This is a genomic window from Thalassospira sp. MIT1004 (assembly GCF_001858545.1).
Lineage (GTDB): Bacteria > Pseudomonadota > Alphaproteobacteria > Rhodospirillales > Thalassospiraceae > Thalassospira > Thalassospira xiamenensis.
This window is the reverse complement of sequence record NZ_MCAO01000011.1, coordinates 111,831-134,690: the sequence shown is the minus strand read 5'-3', so window position 1 is coordinate 134,690 and position 22,860 is coordinate 111,831. Positions and strand designations below refer to the sequence as shown.

18 protein-coding genes and 1 pseudogene are annotated in these 22,860 nt (G+C 48.9%); 15 read left to right on the top strand and 4 right to left on the bottom strand.

All coding sequences use genetic code 11. From position 1 onward, the window contains the following. Nucleotides 1-44 precede the first annotated feature (44 nt). From BC440_RS05405 to BC440_RS05390, 4 genes are read right to left on the bottom strand one after another with little or no spacing between them, the layout of a single operon-like run. Entirely contained in the window at nt 45-995 is a 951-nt protein-coding gene (locus BC440_RS05405) for a metal ABC transporter permease (protein WP_065701764.1), read from the bottom strand. Further along, nucleotides 992-2,212, bottom strand: a complete 1,221-nt coding sequence (locus BC440_RS05400) for a metal ABC transporter permease (protein WP_065701763.1) — start codon at nt 2,210-2,212, stop codon at nt 992-994. Before BC440_RS05400 ends, BC440_RS05405 begins: the two co-directional genes overlap by 4 nt. 39 nt (nt 2,213-2,251) lie before the next feature. Then, nucleotides 2,252-3,052: a metal ABC transporter ATP-binding protein gene (locus BC440_RS05395; protein ID WP_065701762.1), complete on the bottom strand. Its 801-nt coding sequence runs from the start codon at nt 3,050-3,052 to the stop codon at nt 2,252-2,254. A 23-nt stretch (nt 3,053-3,075) separates the two neighbouring features. Continuing rightward, entirely contained in the window at nt 3,076-4,050 is a 975-nt protein-coding gene (locus tag BC440_RS05390; RefSeq protein WP_065701761.1) for a zinc ABC transporter substrate-binding protein, read from the bottom strand. A 143-nt stretch (nt 4,051-4,193) separates the two neighbouring features. On the opposite strand from BC440_RS05390, the gene mntR reads away from it, so the two are divergent. The 15 genes and pseudogenes from mntR to BC440_RS05310 all read left to right on the top strand — a co-directional run bounded on the left by mntR (nt 4,194) and on the right by BC440_RS05310 (nt 22,858). Further along, a complete protein-coding gene (gene mntR / locus BC440_RS05385) occupies nt 4,194-4,628 on the top strand; it encodes a manganese-binding transcriptional regulator MntR (protein WP_065701760.1) in 435 nt (144 codons plus the stop codon). Nucleotides 4,629-4,867: 239 nt separating this feature from the next. Continuing rightward, nucleotides 4,868-5,970 (top strand): annotated as a pseudogene (locus BC440_RS22595) (IS3 family transposase). Between the two features lie 240 nt (nt 5,971-6,210). Next, complete coding sequence (locus BC440_RS05370) at nt 6,211-7,158, top strand: Gfo/Idh/MocA family oxidoreductase (protein WP_065701757.1); 948 nt, start codon at nt 6,211-6,213, stop codon at nt 7,156-7,158. Continuing rightward, on the top strand, nt 7,155-7,739 hold the full coding sequence (locus BC440_RS05365) for an acyltransferase (protein WP_065701756.1): 585 nt from the start codon (nt 7,155-7,157) through the stop codon (nt 7,737-7,739). The genes BC440_RS05370 and BC440_RS05365 overlap by 4 nt, the downstream gene beginning before the upstream one ends. Then, nucleotides 7,732-8,856, top strand: coding sequence for a DegT/DnrJ/EryC1/StrS aminotransferase family protein (locus BC440_RS05360; RefSeq protein WP_065701755.1), 1,125 nt, complete (start codon nt 7,732-7,734; stop codon nt 8,854-8,856). Before BC440_RS05365 ends, BC440_RS05360 begins: the two co-directional genes overlap by 8 nt. Before the next feature lie 64 nt (nt 8,857-8,920). Continuing rightward, a complete protein-coding gene (locus BC440_RS05355) occupies nt 8,921-9,730 on the top strand; it encodes an ABC transporter permease (RefSeq protein WP_139189974.1) in 810 nt (269 codons plus the stop codon). Beyond that, complete coding sequence (locus tag BC440_RS05350; RefSeq protein ID WP_065701754.1) at nt 9,723-11,057, top strand: ABC transporter ATP-binding protein; 1,335 nt, start codon at nt 9,723-9,725, stop codon at nt 11,055-11,057. Before BC440_RS05355 ends, BC440_RS05350 begins: the two co-directional genes overlap by 8 nt. Nucleotides 11,058-11,082: 25 nt before the next feature. Continuing rightward, nucleotides 11,083-11,994, top strand: coding sequence for a class I SAM-dependent methyltransferase (locus BC440_RS05345; RefSeq protein ID WP_083195715.1), 912 nt, complete (start codon nt 11,083-11,085; stop codon nt 11,992-11,994). A gap of 11 nt (nt 11,995-12,005) precedes the next feature. After that, complete coding sequence (locus BC440_RS05340) at nt 12,006-14,558, top strand: glycosyltransferase (protein WP_065701752.1); 2,553 nt, start codon at nt 12,006-12,008, stop codon at nt 14,556-14,558. 10 nt (nt 14,559-14,568) lie between these two features. After that, nucleotides 14,569-16,452: an asparagine synthase (glutamine-hydrolyzing) gene (gene asnB / locus BC440_RS05335; protein ID WP_065701751.1), complete on the top strand. Its 1,884-nt coding sequence runs from the start codon at nt 14,569-14,571 to the stop codon at nt 16,450-16,452. Nucleotides 16,453-16,464: 12 nt separating this feature from the next. Further along, nucleotides 16,465-17,790: a glycosyltransferase gene (locus tag BC440_RS05330; RefSeq protein ID WP_139189973.1), complete on the top strand. Its 1,326-nt coding sequence runs from the start codon at nt 16,465-16,467 to the stop codon at nt 17,788-17,790. Nucleotides 17,791-17,797: 7 nt separating this feature from the next. Continuing rightward, on the top strand, nt 17,798-19,711 hold the full coding sequence (gene asnB, locus BC440_RS05325) for an asparagine synthase (glutamine-hydrolyzing) (protein WP_065701749.1): 1,914 nt from the start codon (nt 17,798-17,800) through the stop codon (nt 19,709-19,711). Nucleotides 19,712-19,764: 53 nt separating this feature from the next. Beyond that, entirely contained in the window at nt 19,765-20,703 is a 939-nt protein-coding gene (locus tag BC440_RS05320; protein ID WP_065701748.1) for an NAD-dependent epimerase/dehydratase family protein, read from the top strand. 8 nt (nt 20,704-20,711) lie between these two features. Further along, the gene (locus tag BC440_RS05315; protein WP_065701747.1) at nt 20,712-21,653 is read left to right on the top strand and encodes an NAD-dependent epimerase/dehydratase family protein; all 942 of its coding nucleotides are present in this window, start codon (nt 20,712-20,714) and stop codon (nt 21,651-21,653) included. A 143-nt stretch (nt 21,654-21,796) separates the two neighbouring features. Then, nucleotides 21,797-22,858 carry an NAD-dependent epimerase/dehydratase family protein gene (locus BC440_RS05310; protein ID WP_247643531.1) on the top strand — a complete coding sequence of 354 codons (1,062 nt, stop codon included), beginning with the start codon at nt 21,797-21,799 and terminating at the stop codon, nt 22,856-22,858. Nucleotides 22,859-22,860 lie beyond the last annotated feature (2 nt).

Sequence of the window (22,860 nt, the reverse complement as noted above, 5' to 3'; positions counted from 1 at the left end):
AAGTGTTGATCCGGTCAGTTTTGTCATTGTCATGCAAGCCTCCTTTACGCTTCGGCGCGCTGGCCGGTACGTTTGCGTTGCGGTCCGAACAGACAGGCCAGCAACAGGATAATACCGGAAATCGTGGCGATCATGCCGGCCGCACTGACCGCATAGGGCGACCCGAACCAGCCCGGCCCGTATCCGGCAAAAACATAACCCAGAACTGCCGAAATTACGGCAAACACAACGCTCCATCCGATCTGCCAGCCAAGCTGGTTGGTCATCAGGCGGGCTGCGGCAGGCGGGCAGACAAACATCGCAATCACAATGATCGATCCGACCGCATCAAAGGCGGCAACTGCGGCAATTGCGGTGGCGACAACCAGCGCAAATCCCAGTACACGGGTTCGAATGCCAATCGCCTCGGCAAAGGCGGCATCAAAGGTCGATATTTTCAATTCTTTCCAGAATAGCGTGATGAACAGCACGATCCCCAAAAGAACGACCGCCAGTCGCGGTAACTGGGGCGGAAGGGTTGCCAGGGCCGCCGGGTCAAGCAACGATTGCCATCCTTCGGCATCAAACCAGATCAGGCTTTCAAGATTGCCCAGCAACGCATGTTGCACATCGATGTGCACCGAACTGGTGTCTGTGATTTCAAGCAGCAGCACACCGGCGGCAAAAAGGGTTGTAAAAACAAGCCCCATCGCGGCCCCCGGCTCAACCCGGCCAAGCCGTTTGACAAGCTCGATCACGATGACGGCAACAATGGCGGCACAGCCCGCACCGATCATCATCGGTACGGCCGTGATGGTGCCGGTTACCAGAAATGCCACGACAATACCGGGTAGGACGACATGACTGATCGCATCTCCGATCAGGGCCTGGCGACGCAGCAAAAGGAAATTCCCGGGCAGGGCACAGGCAACCGCACCCAGAATACCGATCACGATTGGTGTCAGGCTGAGTTGCACAAATTCAGCACCCAGGGCGGTGATCAGATTGTCGATCATGCGGGGGATCCGGTCTGTTCGGCAATCACGCGGTCGATTTCGTCGATCTGATCCTGTGTCATCATATCCTCGATCGGGGTCAGACCGTCATAGCGTTCAATCGCTGAATCATCGGGCAGGATGCGCCGCGCCATCGCCCATCTTGCTTCGTCATGGGCGGCCTTTTGCGATGCGGTTTTACCACGCAGGGTTGCCACCCCGTCAGGCCGTATCATGCCGGACTGACGCAGGATGCGAAGGGTAAATCCATCATAGATCGGTTCGCGTCGCGCCAGTGCCAAAAGCCCCTGACGGCGATGCACGCGGCGCTGGAAACGCCAATGACGCAGGGCCGATGCCAGACCGCCACGAAGCGGTGAAAACAATGCGGAAAAGACAAAGAACCCGAACGCCACCAGAACAATGATCGGCCCGGTCGGGAGCGAGGCGGCGGCGGCCGAAAACACCGCCCCGATATAACCGGCAAGTCCGCCAATGGCGGCGGCAATACCGATCATCGGTCCGACCTGATTGGTCCAGAACCGGGCGGTAACCGGCGGAATGATCAGCAGGGCAACAATCAGGATCAGACCGACGATCTTGAGCCCGATCACGGTAACAATCAGCGCCAGCCCCATCATGGCCAGATCAATATGACGGACATTGATACCGGTTGTTGCGGCATATTCCGGATCAAACGCCACTAGCGTCATCGGACGGCGCAGCATGAAAACAAAGGCGGTGGCAAGGGCACCGGCAATCGCAATTGTGGTTGCCTCGCTGATCAGCATGCCAGCGGTCGATCCCAGCAGGAAGTTTTCAAGCCCGGCCTGACGGCCTGACGACATGGTTTGAATAATCGTCAGCAAAACGATGCCAAGCCCAAAGAAAACCGACAGAACCGCCCCGATTGCGGCATCCTCGGTCAGGCGGGTCTGGCGTGTGATCCATTCGACCATCAAAAGCCCGATGCCCGATGAAATGGCCGATCCGATGATCAATCCGGGTAACCAGCGGCCATCCCCGCCAAAGGCAACCATCAAGATGAAAGCAATACCAACACCGGGCAGGGTGGCGTGACTGATCGCATCGGAAACAAGGGCTCGTTTGCGCAGGAAAATAAACGCACCGGCACCACCCCCGGCAAGGCCCAGCAACCCGGCCCCAACCGCGACAAGGGCGCTGTTATATCCGGCCTGAAGGAAAAGGGCGCTTATGAAGTAATCAAGAAAACTCATCTGAGTGGTTCCGATGGCTTTGCCAAGACGGGCATTTGATCAGGCAAGACGCAATTCATCGATATGCGTGGTCGCCAGTCGCCCGCCATAGGTTTCCTGCAAATTGGCGGCGGTAAAGGTGGTATCGACCGGGCCTTCGGCAATGCGGCGCACATTGATCAGAAGCACGCGGTCAAAATACTCGGCAACCGTGGATAGGTCATGATGCACGCAAACAACTGTCCGGCCTTCGGACTTAAGGTCCTTAAGGACGGCGACAATGGCCCGTTCGGTTGCGGCATCGACCCCGGCAAAGGGTTCGTCGAGCAGGTAAAATTCGGCATTTTGCGCCAATGCGCGTGCAAGGAATACGCGTTGCTGCTGACCGCCGGAAAGCTGCCCGATCTGACGGGTGGCGAAGTCGGCCATGCCGACGCGTTCAAGGCATTCCATGGCCTGTTGGCGGTGGCGCGCCCGCCAGAAACGAAACAGCCCGACCGAGCCATAAAGCCCCATCAGGACGACATCGATAACGCGTGCGGGGAAATCCCAGTCAACACTGGCGCGTTGCGGAACATAGGCCACCCGGTCGCGTGCCTCGTGAAACGGTTTGCCGAAAATGCGTATTTCGCCAGACAGCCGGGGGATCACGCCAAGTGTCCCTTTCAGGAAGGTCGATTTGCCCGCCCCGTTCGGCCCGATGATTGCGGTCATGGAGCCCGCCGGGATAGAGGCATCGACAGAAAAGACCGCCGGTTTGTTGCCATAGGATACCGTAAGGCCACGCACCGTCAGCGGCGCATCCTTGCCCGCGACATCAACGATCTTTCCGGCTTCTGCAATCAGTTCTGCGTTGCTCATGACAGTTCCTTCGGTGGCGCGGCTCAGGAGCCGGCGGCCAGTTTGCCCTGCATCCCGGTGGCCGGGGCATCGCCGCCAAGCGCACGGGTGATCAGGGTCGCGTTATGGTCGATCATGCCGATATAGGTGCCTTCATAGGTGCCTGGCTCTCCCATGGCATCGGAAAACAGCGTGCCGCCGATTTCAACTTTCTGGCCGCGCGCGGCAGCACCCTCGATCAGGGCGCGCACATTACGCTCCGGCACGGAACTTTCAACAAAGACCGCGGCGATCTTGCGATCAACAATGGTGTCGACCAGTTCCTCGACCCGACGAAGGCCGGCTTCGGATTCTGTTGAAATGCCCTGAATGCCCAGAACCTCGAAATCATAGCCGCGCCCGAAATAGCTGAACGCGTCATGCGCGGTCAACAGCACACGGCTTTTTTCCGGCACTGTTTTGGTGACCAATTGCATGTAGGTAATCAGCTTTTCGATATCGGCAATATGCTTGTCGGCATTGGCGCGATAGGTGGCCTCGCCCTCGGGATCGGTCTTGATCAGCGCATCACGAACCGCCAGCACCACGGTTTCCCACAATTGCGGGTCCATCCAGACATGCGGGTCATAGCGGCCTTTATATTGCGCATGGCTCAGAAGCTTTGACGTGTCGATTGCTTCGCCGACGGCAATGACATTGCGGCGCTTTTCCAGATCAAGGAAGAATTCCTCAAGCTGTGCCTCAAGATACAGGCCATGCCACAAAACCAGATCGGCGCGCGCCATGGCGGCAATGTCGCTGCGTGTCTGGCGATAGGAATGCGGATCAACCCCGGGGCCCATCAGGGCGGTGACCTTTGCGCGGTCGCCTGCAACCTGACGCGCCGCGTCGGCGATCATGGATGTCGTGGCGACAACATCAATCGGCTTGGCAGAGGCAGCTGTCACCGAAACGGCAACAAAGCCGCAGACGGCAGCAAGGGCAAAACCTAAATTCCGGGCGATGCGGCGAAGCGACATGTGAGGCGGTCCTGTGATGCAAGTTAAAATCAGTCTGCCAATATCCCCTATTTATGTGCGGACTTTTAAAGTTAGTCAAGGCTAAATTGATTTTTGCACACTATGTTGATATGAAGACCTTGGGGATTTCAAAGGAGCTGTGAATGGGCGATCCGAATGCGCGTCATCCGCGACACAACAAGGCCGAAGTTTTTGCGCAATTGCGCGACGCCCATGCCCGCGAGGTAACCGAGGATTACGTCGAAATGATCGCCGACCTGATCCAGGAAGAAGGCGAGGCGCGATCCGTCGCCCTTGCCGAACGCTTTGGCGTGACGGCGGCGACGGTCAACAATACGATCAAGCGCCTGGAGCGTGACGGCTTTGTCACATCACGCCCATATCGCTCGATTTTTCTGACCGATCAGGGTAAGGAGCTTGCCGAGAAATGCCGCAAGCGCCACGAGATCGTCTATAATTTCCTGATCGCATTGGGCGTCGACCCTGCTATCGCGGAATTTGATGCCGAGGGGATCGAGCATCATGTGAGTGAGGAGACTTTGGCGGTTTTTGAGCTTGCATCTAAGAGTTCCCTCTAGCGCAGTTTTGTTTGCCTACTAAATGAGTAACCCTCAAATAGAGGGTGCGGACTTCTTTAGGTTCAAACGGCTTTGGGCCGGTTCTCTCCTTCGTTTTTTCTCCCAGGTTTTTGCTGCTTCAGTTAATATCGCTGTTAAGGCAAGTGCTCTTGCTCAATGGCAGTAGTGCTGACCTTCTCTCCGAAAACAGTCGCATTTTTGGAGTGAGTTTTCCAAACTAAGGCAAAGGAGAACTCGAGATGAAGAAGCGCTTTTCGCAAGAACAGATCATCGGGGTTTTGAAGGAACAGGAAGCGGGATTTGCGGTGAAGGATATCATCCGCCGTCATGGTATTGCCAAGCATACCTTTTGCCGTTGGAAGTCGAAGTTTGGCGGGATGGAGATATCCGATGCCAGGCGGCTTCGTGAACTTGAGGCAGAGAACGCCAGACTGAAAAAGCTGTATGCGGAATCGATGCTCGACAACGCCGCTCTGAAATATCTTTTGGCAAAAAGCTTTTAAAGCCTGCGTCGCGGCGTTTGGCGGTTGCTCACCTGACAGCAGAGCACCAGTTTACCGAACGCCGCGCCTGCGGGCTTGTCGGGATCAGCCGCGCGGTTTTGCATTATGCTTCCAGAAGAGAGGATGATGCGCCGGCACGGTCACGCCTCAAGGTGTTGGCAGGTCAGTATCGCCGCTATGGCTATTTGCGCCTGCATGTCTTTCTGCGCAAGGCAAGGTCTCGTGGTCAATGCCAAGCGAATCTATCGCCTGTATTGTGAAGAAGGCCTTCAGGTGTGTCGCCGCAAACGCAAACGGCTGGCGCATCGGGATCGCATTCTTCTCAAGGCAGCCGTTCGCCGCAACCAACGTTGGTCTTTGGACTTCGTTTCGGATGGCCTGTGGAACGGACGTCGGTTCCGGGTCTTGAATATCGTCGATGATTGTACGCGGGGCTGTCTAGGCCAAATTGTTGACGTCTCGATATCTGGCAAGTGGCTCACCCGATATCTTGATCAACTGGCCATTATCCATGGCTATCCGGACGAACTGGTTCATGACAACGGCCCTAAACTGACTTCCCGGGCGATGTTTGAATGGTCGTACAAAACCGGGGTGAAGCTACGGTTTATCCACCCTAGCAAACCGACACAGAATGCCTAAATGAGAACTGGTTTGCAAGCATCCACGGAGCCCGCAAGATCATTGAGGCCTGATGGAAACACTATAACACCATCCGGCCCCACTCCTTGCTCAACTATCAAACACCGGCTCAGTTTGCGCAGGCATTCAACGGCCCTGTAAGAGGGGCCGCAACGAGCCCAAGGCCCCTTGCGGTCCCTTCAGGGTATGGCACTTAAATCAAACCAAGCACTCACCCTATGAGTGAGACTGATATGGGGGGAGGGTCAGTGCTTCTAAGCATGTAAGTTAAAGAACTTGAAGCGATGACCTATGCTTTTGAGTGGGGTGTTTTCTCCCGTTTCGCTTTGTTCTGGTTGAGTACCCTCTGACGAGAAAATACTATTGTGTAATGTGGGGTTTTTGTGCAGAAGTGTCTGCCCTGAGCCTTGCTTGATATGAGAGAATGAAGGACAAAAATGACGAACTTTGCATTGGTTGGTGCCGCTGGGTATATAGCTCCACGCCACATGAAAGCGATCAAGGATACTGGGAACAGCCTGGTTGCAGCATTTGATCCCAATGATTCAGTGGGCGTCATTGACAGTCATTTTCCGGATGCGGATTTCTTTGTGGAATTCGAGCGTTTTGACCGGCACATAGACCTGTTGCGACGTCAGGGCACAGGAGTTGATTATTTCAGTATTTGCTCTCCAAACTATCTGCATGATGCTCATATCCGTCACGCACTCCGTAATCAGGCGCACGCGATTTGTGAAAAGCCCTTGGTGCTAACACCTTGGAACATAGATGCACTGTCGGAAATCGAGCGCGAGGGTGACGCAAAAATATACAACATTCTGCAACTTCGTCTGCATCCGGCAATCAAGGCATTGCGTGACAAGGTTGCCAATGCACCGAAAGACAAGGTCTTTGATGTTGATCTGACATATCTGACGTCCCGTGGGCACTGGTATGGTGTAAGCTGGAAGGGCGATGTCAAAAAGTCCGGCGGTATCGCTTCGAATATTGGTGTTCATTTCTTTGATATGCTCGGGTGGGTGTTTGGTGATGTTCGAAACAATGTCGTACACCTGCATGAGGCTGATGTTGCATCTGGTTATCTGGAATATGATCATGCTCGTGTGCGCTGGTTCTTGTCGATCAACCCGGAATATCTCCCGGCAGACGCAAAGTCAGCGGGTAAGAGAACCTATCGCTCCATTCTCATTGAAGACGAAGAGCTTGAATTCTCGGATGGCTTCACCGAATTGCATACAGACAGTTATCGTGACATTCTTGCAGGTGGCGGGTTTGGTATTGAAGATGCCCGAGCTTGCATCGAAACAGTTTATGACATTCGCAAGATGACACCGGCCTCGCTTTCTGGTGATTTCCATCCTTTCTGCATGAACGTGAAACTATGACAACCATTGGTGCATCAACCTTTATCCATGAGACAGCGATCGTGGATGAGGGCGCGTTAATCAAGGAAGACTGTCGTATTTGGCATTGGGTTCATGTGTGCGGTGGTGCGCGCATAGGTGCCGGGTGTTCCTTGGGGCAAAACGTTTTTGTCGGGAACAAGGTCGTTCTTGGGGACCGGGTGAAGGTCCAGAACAATGTCTCGATCTATGACAACGTAACGTTGGAAGACGAAGTTTTCTGCGGTCCAAGTATGGTGTTCACCAATGTAATCAATCCGCGTGCCGGGGTTGAAAAAAAGGATGAATACAAGAGTACACTGGTCAAGCGAGGTGCATCTCTTGGTGCGAATTGCACGATTGTTTGCGGTGTGACGATAAATGAGTACGCCTTTATCGGTGCCGGGGCCGTTGTAACACGAGATGTTCCCAAGTTCGCAGTAATGGCAGGTGTTCCGGCAAGACGTATCGGGTGGGCAAGTCATGCAGGTGAAATGCTGGGAGAGGATCTGGTATGCCCGCGTGAGGGCAGAAAATATCGGGAAGTGGCTGAGGGCCTCTTGGAGGAAGTAACAAGTGACTAAACAGATTGCGCTCATTGACCTTGCGGCGCAGCAGGAACGTATTCGTGACCGGATTGATGCAGCTGTGGCCAGGGTTCTTGATCATGGAAAGTACATCCTGGGTCCCGAGGTTGCGGAGCTCGAAGAGAAACTTGCAGAGTTCACTGGTGCAAAACACGTTGTAACTTGTGCAAATGGTACTGATGCATTGTCGCTTGTGATGATGGCCGAAGGTGTTGGTCACGGAGATGCCGTATTCGCACCGTCTTTTACCTTCGTTGCGACGGCTGAAATTGTCCCTGGCACTGGGGCTACGCCTATATTGGTTGATGTTGATTCGCGCACATTCAACATTGATCCGGCAAGTCTCGAAGCAGGTATCGAAAAGGCGAAGGCACTTGGGTTGCGGCCGAGGATAATTGTGGCTGTTGATATCTTTGGATTGCCGGCGAATTATCATGCCTTGCGCGAAATAGCGACCAGAGAAGGCATGGTCCTGATTGCAGACGCGGCTCAAAGCTTTGGGGCGGAGATTGATGGGTGTCGCACCGGTGTGTTGGCGGATTATACAACCACGAGCTTCTTTCCAGCGAAACCACTGGGATGCTATGGCGACGGAGGAGCAATTTTCACTGATGAACCTCAAAAAGCCGAAGAGCTGCGTTCTTTGAGGTTTCACGGCAAGGGGCAAGACAAATACGATAACGTAAGAATTGGATTGAACAGCAGGCTGGATACGATACAGGCGGCGATATTGTTAGAAAAACTTTCGATTTTTGAAAGTGAAATAGCAATAAGAAATGAAGTCGCGGCATTTTACACAGAAACGCTGTCTCCTTACGTATCGTGCCAAAAGGTACCGCAAGGGTATAAATCTGTCTGGGCCCAGTTCACAATTGTGGCAGAGGACAGGTCGTTGATCGAAAATGCGTGTCGGGAGCATGGTATTGCAACGGCAATTTATTATCCTGTGCCGATGCATATGCAGACAGCATACAAGTCGTTCCCGAATTTGGGGGATGGCATGAATGTCTCAGAAAATCTTGCGCGAAAAGTGATAAGTATTCCGATGCACCCTGGCCTTGATGAGCAACAGCTGCAGCGGATCACCGACGTTGTTATAGCAAGCCTAAACTAGCAAAATTGTTGTTTACCCTTGGGTGAAAATCAATTTCTTCTACTCTGAAGCTATTGGCAAAAAAATGCGTGAAGAGCCGACTTTTATTTTCTCTCCGATTACCTTGATATGGTCGCGGCGCCACTTGCTATTTGCTGCCGTAAATACGTCATTGCGCCAGCGTTACGCCGGCTCTGTGCTTGGGCTTGTTTGGATTGTCTTGGGCCCGTTGTTGCTACTTTCTCTTTATGCCGCAATATACTTGGTTGTCTTTCGCGTCCGTCCGCCCGATATGGAGCCGGGTTTGTATGTCCTGTATATTTTTTCGGGACTGGTACCGCTGATTAACTTTAGTCAGGGGTTGATGTTGGCGACAACTTCCTTGTCTGCAGACAAGGATATTCTACTGAATACAGTTTACCCGGCCGAATTAGTGCCGCTGCGTGAAGTTGTTGTGTCACTGGTAACCTTGGCGATTGGTATTGGTATAATCGCTGTTGCAACGGTTTTCCTCGGGCAGTTGTTCTGGACCTGGTTACTCGTACCCGTTGTTATGGCCTTGTTGGCAATGTTTCTTACGGGCATAGCGTGGATACTGTCACTTGCGAATTTGGTTCTGAAAGACATTCAGCAAATATTGACCTATGTCACCATTCTCCTGTTAGTGGCCAGTCCGATTGCCTATACGCCCGATATGCTGCCGAGTTCCCTTGCTGTTCTTATATACTTCAATCCGCTGGCGTATTTTGTGATCTCTTTCCAAAGTTTGATTGTGCTCGGCATGTTGCCGCCATGGCCAATTTTACTGGGCATTAGTGTGTTTGGCATCGGCAGTTTTGTTCTTGGTGCGTATGTGTTCTCCCGCGCAAAGACGGTGTTTTTCGACTATGCATAATTCAATTAAAGCTTCAGTGGAAGCAGGAGGGGCAAAGCGCTCTAGCTCCTTGGTTGGTAGTGATATTGCCATTCGTCTGAGTGATGTGAAGAAGGAGTATAAGCTTTATGATAGCTTTTCTGATCAGGCGCTGGACGTCTTGGGCGTATCTTGGTTGCGCTTTTGGCGGCGATTGAATTATAAGACATTCAGTGCTCTGAATGGCATTAATTTGGACATCAAGAAAGGTGAGAGAGTTGGTATTATTGGCCGAAACGGCGCTGGTAAAACAACACTCTTGAAGCTGATTACCGGTAACTTTGCGCCGACCACCGGCAAAATTGAGGTTAACGGTAACGTTCAGGCCTTGATGCAGACTGGCTTAGGTTTTCATGGGGAATTTACTGGGCTGGAGAACATTCGTTCAGCGCTGGCCTATAGTGGTTTGCCTGCATCAGAGCTAGATGCTGCTATTGATGATATCGTCAGTTTTTGTGAGCTTGGCGATTTTTTGAACCAACCGATGAAATCATATTCTCTCGGTATGAGGGCCCGGCTGCAGTTTGCGGTTTCAACTGCGATTAAACCAGATATTGTCATAATTGATGAAGTGCTTGGAGCTGGAGACGCCTACTTTGCATCTCGCTCAGCAGAACGAGTTCGGCGGCTTACGGACTCAGGGGCAACTTTGCTGATCGTTTCACACTCCATGAGCCAAATTCTCCAGTTCGCGAATAAAGCTCTGTGGATCGATAACGGCCAGATACTGACCTCCGGTGACCCGCTCACTGTGGTGAACCAGTATGAAGAGCGCATCATGAGGATGAACAAGGATGCTGAAAAGAATGCATCCTTGTCGACGAATGAGCAGTCGCCCAAATCATCGGCTGGCGGTTCGAGATGGGGGGGTGAAGGGCCGTTGAGAATTGACAGCTCTTATATTACCAATTCTGACGGTCTGGTTATCGATCATTTTTCTACTGGGGAACCCGTCAGGCTAGTTGCTGAAGTTTGTTGTGAAGATGATCGGTCTCACGGCTGTTCTTGTCTGTTTGTTTTGTACGATGATGTCGGTAACTTGGTGTGTCAAGTTGTGCAGCCGGAGCAAGACTATCAGTTATCTAGCGGTAGCATTAAGAAAGTCGAATTTTGGCTTGATACAAATCCGATTGGGGAGGGACGTTACTTCCTGTCTTGTGGATTGTATAAGAATTTTGACCTCGCATGTCCAGAAAGCGCTCTGCGATATGACATTCTTTCGCGAGCACAATGTGTGAGTGTTAAGTCATCTATGCGCGATAAATCGAAGATAGTTTTGACTGGGCAATGGATGGATAGTCAAAACTAATACAAATAGGTTTTAGGGGTTAAGAATGAATTCTTGTCCGAATTGTTACAATGTAACCCGCGCACGAGAAGACGCAGGACATGAGTGTGCGTCTTGTGGTTGGGGCTCGGGACGAGTTGGTGGCGTTGTCGAAATGCTAAGCCAGTCGGATCGCGAGAGTCGGGCATTCAAAGAGTACCTGACGAACTACGATGAAATTGCTGAAGATGACTTGTCTGAATCCATTTTGGATCGGACGTATATCGGCCACCAAGCAAACAATATGCTAAAGTATATTGGCAACGTTACAGGTTCTCGTGTTTGTGAGCTGGGGGTTGGTCAAGGTGTTCTTGCTAAAGCTCTTGTCTCTGCAGGAGCTGAATCTGTAGTTGCTGTTGATATCTCCCTTCCATATCTTAAGAGAATGGAGAATAAAAGATCGATTCAACCGGTTCTCGCTAACGCAGAAAACCTACCGTATCTTAACGAGTTTGATATTGTTACCAGTACCGATGTAATGGAACATGTCTTGAATGTTGGATCCTATCTTATTAGTGTTAATCGGTCATTGAAAGTAAGAGGTAGGGCGTATATTCGAGTGCCTTACCGGGAGTCTTTATTAAAGTATTCTCCGAAAATGGGATGTAAATATGAGTATGTCCATTTGAGAAACTTTAATAAAAAATTGTTGCGCGACATGTTCGTAGATGCAGGTTTCTCGATCAGAAAATATCATATTGATGGATATAGTATTTTTACTCCTCGAGATATTTATATGGATAATAAATCATTTAAGAGGATTTACGAGTTAATTCAAAAGAAAGTATTGGAAAAGATAGGTAATCCGTCTGATGTAAATAAGTGGAATAGTTTGCTGTGTCGGGTATTTATGCGGCCTCATGAGATTGTTGTGGAAGCAGTAAAAGAAAAGCATATTGAATTAAAGTCTGGATATTAGAGATTATAAATATGTTTTATTCTATTTCTGATGATTTTGATTGCGTTCTTATGCTGACTTGGTCCGACTGGGACAAAGAGGCGATAAGTAATAGATTTCATTACGCTACTAGGTTTGCAGATAGCCTGCCTGTTCTTTTCTTTCAGCATAAGAATACAATATCATCGGAAGTTCGGGTTGTTGATACCCAGTATAAAAATATTGAATTGGTCAATGTGAGTGTGCAACTCACGTTGCGAGATGTATCTACTATCAAGAAAATTCTGCGCGCCCGCGGGTATCGGCGTCCGATTGTGTGGTTATACGACCCCATTAACTATAAGTTATTGATAGAATCTTTAAGTTCAGGATTTAGAGTTTATCACGCAACTGAAGATTATTTCACCGATACCAAAGTTTGGGAAGATGGCATCCACGACATAAGAAAGTCCTTACGATGGATCTTGCCGAAGGTCGATATGGTTGTTGCATGTAGTAATGGTGTCGCTAACTCTTATGCACGCGCAATTCCTGCTATTAAGAACATGCAAGTAATTGAGAATGGTTGTGATCTGGGCTTCATTGATAGTGTTGTGCCAGAGACCGTGTCACGCAGGGATTCTGATAAAATTGCTGTATATCAGGGCGGGGTGAACGATCGGCTTGACTTTGGTATGATCCGCACCTTGGTTGAAAGCCTTGACGATTGGACATTCAAGTTTATAGGGGAAGAAACTACACGCAATAAAGATTGGAAAGCGATCAAAGAGCTGCCAAACGTCATTTATTTGGGGGCGCTAGACCGCAAGAATCTTTACTTGGAATTGAAATGCTCGACGGTAGGGTTGATCCCATTCTATGTCGATGCCTGGATTAAAAATTCTCTGCCTCTTAAGGCCTTTGAGTATGTTGCATGCGATTTACCCGTTGTTAGCGTTCCAATTGATGCCCTGCAAAAGCATCCCGATACTTTCGCAATTGCAAGTAATTCAGATGAGTTTGTGCAGCAGATTGTAAAATTGCAGTTTGTGTCGAGTGATGGTCAGGCCAAGAATCTGCGTAGAAAGGTTGCTCAGGAGAATTCATATAATTCCCGTTTTAATGCTTTGTTGGCGAAAATCGAGGATGAGATAAATAAGAGCAATCAAAAAAGCGCAAATATCGCATTTTTATACGACGCAGGTGCTGTTGAGACCAAAACGGTTCAAGAACACGTTGCTGCTTTTACGAAGTACAGCTCCAGCCGCATATTCAACATCCCATGCTCGATTTATGATTGGCAGGCTTTATCTGCGGATCCAGGCGAGGTCGACTTTTCGTCATTTGATTGCGTTGTTTTGCATTACTCGATTCGGCTATCTATAGTTGGACATCTGCAAGAGAAGTTTTTCAATAAAATGAGAAACTTTGACGGACTCAAGATACTCTTTATTCAAGATGAATATGAGAATACCGAAAGAGCGCGTTCCTACATCGAGACGCTAGGTTTCGATATTGTTTACACCTGTGTGCCGGAAGACTACATCGAAAAGGTATATCCTTCTTATCGGTTTCCAGGAACAAAGTTTATCAACAATTTGACCGGATATGTTCCCGAAAGCCCGGGGATTGAGGACTTTGGCATTCCTTTGGATCAAAGAGAGGTCCGGATTGGCTATCGTGGGCGTCGGTTGCCACCGATTTATGGTCAACTTGGATATGACAAGTATATCATCGGTGAGCAAGTAAAGAAGTTGGCTCAAGAAAAAGCAGTGTCTATCGATATAGAAGTCGATGATCAATTTCGAGTTTACGGGGATCAATGGTATAGATTCTTGGGAAGTTGCAGGGCAACGCTGGGAACTGAAAGTGGCTCCAATGTCTTTGATTTTGACGGAAGAATTTCCGATCAATTAAAGAAAATGAGCGAGAGGCTATCACCGGACTGCTATTACGATCAAGCTCTTGAGCTTGTTTCCAGCGTCGAAGGGGAGATTGTCATGAATCAAGTTTCTCCTAAGATATTCGAAGCAATAAAGTTAAGAACGGCGCTCGTTTTGTTCGAGGGGGACTATTCCGGGGTTGTTCGGCCTTGGGAGCACTATATTCCTTTGAAAAAAGATTTTTCAAATATTTATGAAATATTTGATCTTTTGGAAAATCACGAATTTTTGGAAAATATGACCGCCAAAGCTTATGAAGATGTAATCAATACCGGGCGATACAGTTACCAAACCTTTGTTGAGAATTTTGACCGGGTCATTAGTCGCTACATAAGATGGCCTAGGGAAAACAATATTTTTGCGTTATATGTCGATCAGGTTCCGGGGGATACCGTGGTAAAGCAGATTATGCCGCCATTGCCTCTTGGAGTCGTTGATCGTAAAGAGTTGTTGGCTAATATCTCCAAGATTCATTTCAAAAAATCCGGGGGATGGCTAACGATAAAAATTCCGAGCATAAACAGAAAGAACGTCAAGTACGTAATTCGTAAATACGTTGTCGGGACAATCCAAAACAATAAATGTCTGTACGCAGTGTGCCGTGCTGTTTGGCAGAGAATACCTGCGAAGATAAAAGAAAAAATGGTCACTAATATTTTGTAACAGGCGCGTCATGTGTGGAATTGTGGGGATATTGTCTCCGGTAGTACCTGTCGAGACAAAATTGTTATGCGAATTGCGCGACAGGTTGAGACACAGAGGACCCGATGCCTGTGGCGAGTGGATGTCGCCCAAACGTAAGGTCGCATTTGGGCATAGAAGACTTTCGATTGTTGATTGCTCTGAGGGGAGCAATCAACCGATGGTGTCAGCTTGTAATCAATATGTATTGGTGTTCAATGGGGAAATCTACAATTTTATCGAACTCAAGGAAGAACTGTCAAAGCTTGGGCACAAGTTCAGAACATCTGGCGATACAGAAGTACTTCTTACTGCGTTGATAGAGTGGGGGGAGGGTGCATTATCTAGACTTAATGGTATGTTCTCTTTGATTTTTTATGATCGTTTGCAGAAACGGTTGCTTGTCGCGCGAGATCGTTTCGGTGAAAAACCACTTTTTATTGGTTTCGGAGATCTAAGTACTGTGGTCATTGCCTCTGAAATGAAGGCGATTACAGCGCATCCGCTTATTGATCTTACCATCGATGACCAAAGCATTACGGCCTACGCCAAGGGTGACTGGTACGAGAATGACGAGCGCACATTTTTTGTAAATATTAAAAGGTTCCCCGCAGCAACGGCGAGATGGTTGTCTGTTGAAGGTCGGAATATCAAGGAATGGAAATATTGGACGCCTGATTATTCCGTCGTTCGGGATGTAGATGCGGTATCGGATCTCAAGGCCAAGCTTGAAAAAAGCGTGGCAATGAGGCTTCGGTCTGATGTTCCTGTTGGTTCTAGCTTATCTGGTGGGCTGGATTCGTCTGTAATCGTCGGCATCATTGCTAATCAAAATGAAAGCAATATTAACACACAACATACATTTTCTGCCTGTTTTCCCGATGATGCAGATATTTCCGAAGAAAATGAAATTGATGCTGTCCAAGAATTTACGCACGTAAACTCATTGAAGGTATCGCCCAACCCGGAAGGACTTAAGAAAGACTCATTGATGCTGCATTGGCATCAGGAGGAGCCTTTTCTCTCGGCGTCTATCTATTTGCAGTGGTGTGTTGCCCGTCTGGCAAAGGAAAACAACGTGACGGTCTTATTGGATGGGCAGGGGGCTGATGAGTTGCTGGCCGGTTATCAATATTATTTTAAGACACGTCAGCTTGATCTTATTGATCAAGGATATTTCGATGTAGCAATGAAAGAGACGCAGGCGTTTAATGGCAGGCTCATCTCAGCATCTGAGGGGTACGAAAAGCCGGAGCGTCGGTTCAACGCACAAGTTGCGTTCAGTAACGAAGAAATTGCTTCACTTATACAGAAAAAGAAAGCTCGAGGAGGCTCAAAGGATCAAAAGGCTTTGGGGGCTGAAAATAGTGATCTTAGGAGAATTCTATTTGATGCTGTCACCTATAACAGCCTGCCTATGTTGTTGCGGTATGCTGACCGGAACTCTATGGCCTTTTCAAGAGAGGCGCGCCTGCCTTTTCTGGATTACGAATTCGCTGATCTTTGCATGAGCCTACCTGATGACGCATATATTCGAGACGGGTGGCAAAAGAGGATCCTGCGTGAATGTGCTGCGGGCATCGTCCCCGAGAGTATCAGGTGGCGGGTTGACAAAGTTGGGTATGCTGCTCCGCTGGATCACTGGATGAGGGGAGAGTTGAAAGACTGGTGCTTTGAGAGGATCACCGACGATAGATTAAGCGGGATTGACGGATATTATCAAGATGAAGTGCTTAAGTTGTGGGAAGAGCATCTGGGCGGTCGGAAAAATAACTCTTGGGCTCTCTGGAAATGGATTAGTTTGGTCGAATGGTTCGAATTGAACGACCGTGGATGGTGGAGAAGCGGGGGACCTGCCGCGCTGGCTGATAGTTAGTCGGATACTAAAATGAATATAATTGTTCTTTGTTCAAATGTTGGGCGAGAAGCAGGAACTGTGAATGATCACCTTCTTGCGTTTAAGAACTGGAGCCAGCATCGAATTGCTTTAGTGGACGTTATGTCCGCGAAGTCGATGAATATAAACTTTGATACTTTTGATGTAGTAGTTTTTCACTATTCTGTAATTATATCTAATGAACAGTACGTATCAAAAGGGGTTTTTAATGACGTATCAGATTTCAAAGGATTAAAGGCTGCCTTTGTTCAGGATGAAATGAGATGGGCTGACAAAACTAGTGCAGCGATAAATGACCTCGGAATTAATCTTGTCTTTACTATATTGAATAATTTTCAAGCCCAGCAGGTGTATCGCAATGTTGATTTTACGAGAGTACGCTTTGTATCTACTTTGACCGGCTTTGTTCCCGAGCACTTGTTGTCGCGCACTGTCCCCAACTATTTGGACAGGCCTGTCGACGTGGGATACCGGGCCCGAAAGCTACCTGCTTGGTATGGTGAGTTCAGTCAAGAGAAGTGGAAAATCGCCGAAAATTTCTTGCTGGATGCGCGTAAATATAAATTAACTTGTGATATTTCTACAGAGGAATCCTGCCGTCTGTATGGTGAAAAGTGGAACTCATTTCTGGCCAACTCGAAAGCTGTGCTGGGTACAGAAAGTGGTGCAAGCTTTATTGATTTCACAGGCCATGTATCTTCCAAGATTGAAGAATATGTAAGGCTTTATCCCGAAGCAACGTTCCGCGAAGTTCAAGAGCTATTCATGGAAGGGCGTGACGGTTCAGTTGTTATCAAGGCAATTTCACCGCGTTGTTTCGAAGCTGCGTGCCTGAAAACTTTGATGATTATGTACGACGGAGAGTATTCGGGGGTCCTTGAGCCTAACAGGCATTTTTTAGTTCTCTCTCGTGACCATTCAAATATGAAGGAAGTTGTCGATTTTATTCGCGACCCTGCGAAGGCGAACAAGATAATAATGGCGGCGCATGAAGAAGTGGCTCTTTCTTCAAAATGGACACTGAAGACTTTTATAGCTGCCTTTGACAAAGAAATATCGGCCAGCTTTGAGAAGCTTAATATTCCAAGAAAGGCTGATATGGGACTGAAGTTCGTTACTGAGATAGAGCGATCGTCTGATAAAAAATCTTTGGGGTTTAAGTACCGAATGAGGTTTGCTATTGCCCTATCGTCATTGTGGGGCAAATTCAAAGGGGCTATGCGTAATTCGAAGTCTCCAGTATTCCGACGGTTGATTCAGATCGTAGAATGTAAAATAAAGCCTTTCGTTAGAAAAATTTTGTTCGGTTGGGGGTAAGGTTAAGATGTGCGGCATTGCTGGGATTATTTCTCTTCGCGGTTCGGAGTTGGGCCGTCTGGATGATAAACTTAATGTAATGAATAAGTTGATCGCACACCGCGGCCCAGATGGCGCAGGCACTTGGTCTGCAAAAAATAAGAGTGTTGGTCTTGCTCACCGCCGTCTTTCGATCATTGATCTGACCGATCATGGTGCTCAGCCGATGACAGCACCGAATGATACGGTTCTAACGTTCAATGGCGAAATCTACAATTATATTGAGCTTAAGAAAGAGTTGTCTCCGATATGGTCGTTCGAAAGCTCTTCAGACTCTGAAACAATCCTTGCTACCTACGAAAAGTATGGCACTGATTGTGTTCAGCATTTTCGAGGCATGTTTGCGTTCGCAATTTGGGACGAAAAACGCAAACGCTTGTTGGCGGCACGTGACCGTTTCGGGATTAAGCCCTTTTACTATGCTATAGTTGAGGGCAACCTGATTTTTGCGTCGGAAATTAAGGCGTTGCTGCCGCTGCTTCCCGATATTCGTACCGACGCAGGGGCTTTTGCCGAATACCTGACCTTCCAGTACACAATTGGCGAGCACACTCTGTTTGAAGGTGTGAAGCAATTGATGCCAGGCCATCAGCTTATTGTAGAACGCGGCCAGGTACGGGTCGAGCGCTACTGGGACGTCCATTACGAAATCGACTATGATCACACTGCTTCTTACTTTGATGGTAAGATGAGAGAACTTCTTGATGACTCAATTGATGTCCATCTGAGAAGCGATGTGCCCGTCGGCAGCTATTTGTCTGGCGGCATTGACTCAAGCCTTATAGCGATCCTGGCGCGGCAACATGCGCCAGAGAATAATCAGGCCTTCCACGGGAAATTTACCTGTTTTGACGGATATGATGAAAGCAGGTATGCGCAAATAGCTGCTGATCAATGCGGCTCTGAGCTCAATCAGATCGATATCACCGCAGAAGACTTCCGTGAGAATATTGAAAAGGTAATTTATCATCTTGATGTTCCGGTAGCAGGTCCAGGGTCGTTTCCACAGTACATGGTCTCAAAGCTGGCCAGCGAACATGTTAAGGTCGTCCTAGGCGGTCAGGGCGGGGACGAAATTTTCGGCGGATACGCCCGGTATGTTGTTGCCTATTTCGAGCAAGCGATTAAGGCTGCGATCGACGGGACCTATAAAAACGGTAATTTCGTCGTTACGCCTGAATCGATTATTCCAAACTTGGGCGTTTTGCGTGAATACAAGCCGCTGATCAAAGAATTTTGGCGTGAAGGTTTGTTTGAGTCTATTGACGCTCGCTATTTCCGGTTGGTTGATAGGTCAACCGATATGGTTGATGAAGTTGATTGGAGCTCATTGAGCAAGGAAAAAGTTTTCGAAGACTTCAAGGCGATATTTAACAATCGCGGGAACGTCCGAAAGGAAGCCTATTTTGACAGCATGACCCATTTTGACTTCAAGTGTCTGCTGCCAGCTCTTCTTCAGGTGGAAGACCGAATGAGCATGGCGCACGGTTTGGAAAGCCGCGTACCGCTTCTGGATCATCCTCTTATTGAGTTTGCAGCGACCGTACCGGCAGACGTCAAATTTGAAGGTGGCCATATGAAGCATATGATCAAACAGACATACAAAGATGTGTTGCCTGAGGGATTGTTGCAACGTCGAGACAAGATGGGCTTCCCGGTTCCCCTTCGCGAGTGGTTTGCCGGGGAGCTGAACGAAATGGTTCGCGATATTTTCCATGGTTCAAAGGCGCGTTCACGTGATTACATTAATTACGACGCCGTTCTGAGGAACTTTGATAAAGCAGGTCGTTTTTCGCGTAAGACATGGGGATTACTCAGTCTGGAATTGTGGCATCAGCAGTTCCATGATAAGGCCAGCGAATATCGTGCGATGTTGAATTAGACGCATACTTCGTTTGTATGCAGGGAACTACTTTGGAATAGGGTCTAGGATTTATGAAGGCATTTATTACTGGCGGTTGTGGACAGGTTGGGTCTCACATTGCAGAACTCTTTTTGGCGCGTGGTGACGAGGTTGTCAGCATTGACAACTTTGCGACTGGTCGTCCTGAGCACCTGTCAGCGCACCCAAATCTGACCGCTGTTGAAGGCTCGATTGCCGACAAGGGCTTGATCGACAAGCTGATCGGTGATTTTCGTCCAGACGTGATTGTTCATACCGCAGCTTCCTATAAAGATCCGTCTGACTGGTACAGCGACACTATGACCAACTGTGTTGGCGGTGCGAACCTGGTAAATGCTGCGAAGGAATTTGGCGTAGGCCGTTTCGTCTATTTCCAGACTGCTCTTTGCTATGGTGTTAAACCGAACGAGCAGCCGGTTACGTTGAAACACCCAATCAATGCGGACAATTCCAGCTATTCGATCTCCAAAACTGTGACCGAAGAATATCTTCGTCTTTCAGGGATTGATTACGTAACTTTCCGTCTCGCAAACGTAATTGGCCCGCGCAACGTAAGCGGACCGCTGCCAATCTTCTTTGATCGACTGAGCCAGGGCAAACAGTGCTTCGTGACAAAGTCGCGTCGTGATTTCGTGTTTGTTGGTGACTTGGCGCGTTATGCGGTGAAAGCTGCTGATGGTCAAGGCAGTGGCACCTACCACTTCTCATCGGGAACAGACGTTGCAATCATTGAGCTGTATGATGCGGTTGTTAAGGCCATGAAGCTCAATGAATATCCGGAACCGGATGTTCGGGACCTTGGTCCGGATGATGCTGAGTCAATTTTGCTTGACCCGTCTCGGACCTTTGCTGATTTCGGCGATATCGAGTTTACCCCGCTTGAAGAAACCGTCCGTCTTGGTGTTGAATATTATCAGGAGTTCGGCGTTCACGGTGGATACACTCACCTTAAGCACGACGCTAAAAAGTAAGTCTCGATATGAAAATACTGATTACTGGTGGTGCAGGCTGCCTTGGTTCAAACCTGATTGAACGGCTCCTTCCGCAGGGGCACGAGATTCTGGTTGTCGATAATTTTGCAACGGGGCGTCGGGAAGTCGTTCCCGACGTTGCCGGGCTTAAGGTTGTTGAAGGCACGATTGCTGACAGCAGCCTTGTCGACAAAGTCTTTGCTGAATTCCAGCCTGACTACGTCATTCATAGCGCAGCAGCCTATAAGGACTTGACTGACTGGACTGAAGATACACACACCAATGTGATCGGAACGATCAATGTTGTGAATGCTGCGAAAGCGCATAACGTTCGGCGCTTTATCAACTTTCAGACCGCGCTTTGCTATGGTCGACCGGCGGTTGTTCCAATTCCTGCCGATGCGCCGACTGCACCTTTCACAAGCTATGGCATTTCGAAGACGGCAGGCGAGCAATACCTTGCGATGTCAGGGTTGTCATATGTCTCGTTGCGACTGGCCAATGTCACGGGTCCGCGATTGGCAATCGGTCCAATCCCGACTTTCTACACTCGCCTGAAAGATGGAAAATCCTGCTTCTGTTCGGACACGGTTCGCGATTTTCTGGATATGAGCGATTTCTTTGATCTGATGGACTTGGTTTTGCAGGACGATGCGCCAACGGGCGTGTATAACGTTTCAACCGGTGAAGGTCACACAATCAAAGACATCTTCGATGCTGTGGTTGCGCATCTCGGTGTGACGTTGGATGAGCCGGTGAAAGTTGTACCTGTAGGTGATGACGACGTTCCCGCTGTGGTCCTTGATCCATCCGAAACGGAAAAAGCGTTCGGGTGGAAGGCGCGTGTGAATTTCGCAGATACCATAAGCAATATGCTTAAGTGGTATGACAATTATGGTGTGAGTGCGATCCACAGCCATTTGGCTGACCCGACCAAGGGTAGGAATTAGTTGGGGACACCCCGGTCCGCAGCAGTGGATCGGGGTGTTTCATTATTGTTTAGAAACAGTTTTGTGGAATGTAATCTCTCTGTATTGGTTGTTGTAAATACCGACACAGGGGCTGACTCAAGAAATAAATGGCGGGTAGTTCAGTGCTTGATAAAGAGTTTTCCAAGTTCAACGGCAAGAAAGTTCTGGTTGTTGGTGGTGCAGGTTTCGTGGGTAGCAACCTCGTCCTGAAACTGCTTGAACAAGATCCCAAAGAGATCATCATTGTTGATAACCTTCTCTCGTCGGACATTTCCAACGTTGTTGATGATCCGAGAGTAACCTTCGTTTTTGGTTCTATCACCAGTGACAAGATCCTGAAAAATTTGCCTGATGATTTGGAATATGCTTGGCATCTCTCCTGCTACCACGGTAACCAGTCGTCGATCCATGATCCCATGGCCGATCATGAAAACAATACCCTCACCAGTCTGAAGCTTTTCGAACGTCTCAAAGATATTAAATCACTCAAGAAGGTTGTTTACGCTGCTGCAGGATGCGCGGTCGCTGAAAAAACATTCGACGAAGCATCTGCAACATCTGAAGATGCCCCGGTGTCACTTTACCACGACAGCCCGTATTCAATATCCAAGCTGATAGGCGAGTTGTACGGCAACTACTACTGGGTCCGTCATGGGTTGCCGATTGTTAAGGCGCGCTTCCAGAATGTTTATGGCCCGCGTGAGATTTTGGGCGCAGGCGAATGGCGTGGAACAGTACACACGGTCTGGCGTAACGTAACTCCGACATTCATCTGGAAGGCTATGAATGGTGAAGCCTTGCCACTTGATAATGGTGGTAATGCCAGTCGCGATTTCATTTTTGTGGAAGATATGGCGCGCGGCCTTATGGCTTGTGCTGCCAAGGGCGAAGATGGCGGGATTTATAATCTTGCGTCCGGTGTGGAGACGTCCATTCTCGAACTTGCGACCATCATTAACGAGGTAACCGGGAATAAAACACCGGTAGATCTTAAGCCTGCTCGTGATTGGGACCGTTCTGGTAAACGGTTTGGCTCAACCGAGAAATCTCTTCGCGAACTTGGATTTGAATGCAGTGTTAGTGTCCGAGAGGGGATTGAGCGCACTGTTACGTGGATGAACCAGAACAAATCCACCATCGAGGCATGCATCAAGCAGCACGACTACTTCATGGATCGGGTGTAGGA

Coding starts and splice junctions, on each gene's coding strand:
- BC440_RS05350 (WP_065701754.1), top strand. CDS start 9,723: ATGCATAATTCAATTAAAGCTTCAGTGGAAGCAGGAGGGGCAAAGCGC.
- BC440_RS05315 (WP_065701747.1), top strand. CDS start 20,712: ATGAAAATACTGATTACTGGTGGTGCAGGCTGCCTTGGTTCAAACCTG.
- BC440_RS05330 (WP_139189973.1), top strand. CDS start 16,465: ATGAATATAATTGTTCTTTGTTCAAATGTTGGGCGAGAAGCAGGAACT.
- BC440_RS05320 (WP_065701748.1), top strand. CDS start 19,765: ATGAAGGCATTTATTACTGGCGGTTGTGGACAGGTTGGGTCTCACATT.
- BC440_RS05365 (WP_065701756.1), top strand. CDS start 7,155: ATGACAACCATTGGTGCATCAACCTTTATCCATGAGACAGCGATCGTG.
- BC440_RS05390 (WP_065701761.1), bottom strand. CDS start 4,050: ATGTCGCTTCGCCGCATCGCCCGGAATTTAGGTTTTGCCCTTGCTGCC.
- BC440_RS05370 (WP_065701757.1), top strand. CDS start 6,211: ATGACGAACTTTGCATTGGTTGGTGCCGCTGGGTATATAGCTCCACGC.
- BC440_RS05405 (WP_065701764.1), bottom strand. CDS start 995: ATGATCGACAATCTGATCACCGCCCTGGGTGCTGAATTTGTGCAACTC.
- BC440_RS05400 (WP_065701763.1), bottom strand. CDS start 2,212: ATGAGTTTTCTTGATTACTTCATAAGCGCCCTTTTCCTTCAGGCCGGA.
- asnB (WP_065701749.1), top strand. CDS start 17,798: ATGTGCGGCATTGCTGGGATTATTTCTCTTCGCGGTTCGGAGTTGGGC.
- BC440_RS05355 (WP_139189974.1), top strand. CDS start 8,921: ATGCGTGAAGAGCCGACTTTTATTTTCTCTCCGATTACCTTGATATGG.
- BC440_RS05340 (WP_065701752.1), top strand. CDS start 12,006: ATGTTTTATTCTATTTCTGATGATTTTGATTGCGTTCTTATGCTGACT.
- asnB (WP_065701751.1), top strand. CDS start 14,569: ATGTGTGGAATTGTGGGGATATTGTCTCCGGTAGTACCTGTCGAGACA.
- BC440_RS05395 (WP_065701762.1), bottom strand. CDS start 3,052: ATGAGCAACGCAGAACTGATTGCAGAAGCCGGAAAGATCGTTGATGTC.
- mntR (WP_065701760.1), top strand. CDS start 4,194: ATGGGCGATCCGAATGCGCGTCATCCGCGACACAACAAGGCCGAAGTT.
- BC440_RS05345 (WP_083195715.1), top strand. CDS start 11,083: ATGAATTCTTGTCCGAATTGTTACAATGTAACCCGCGCACGAGAAGAC.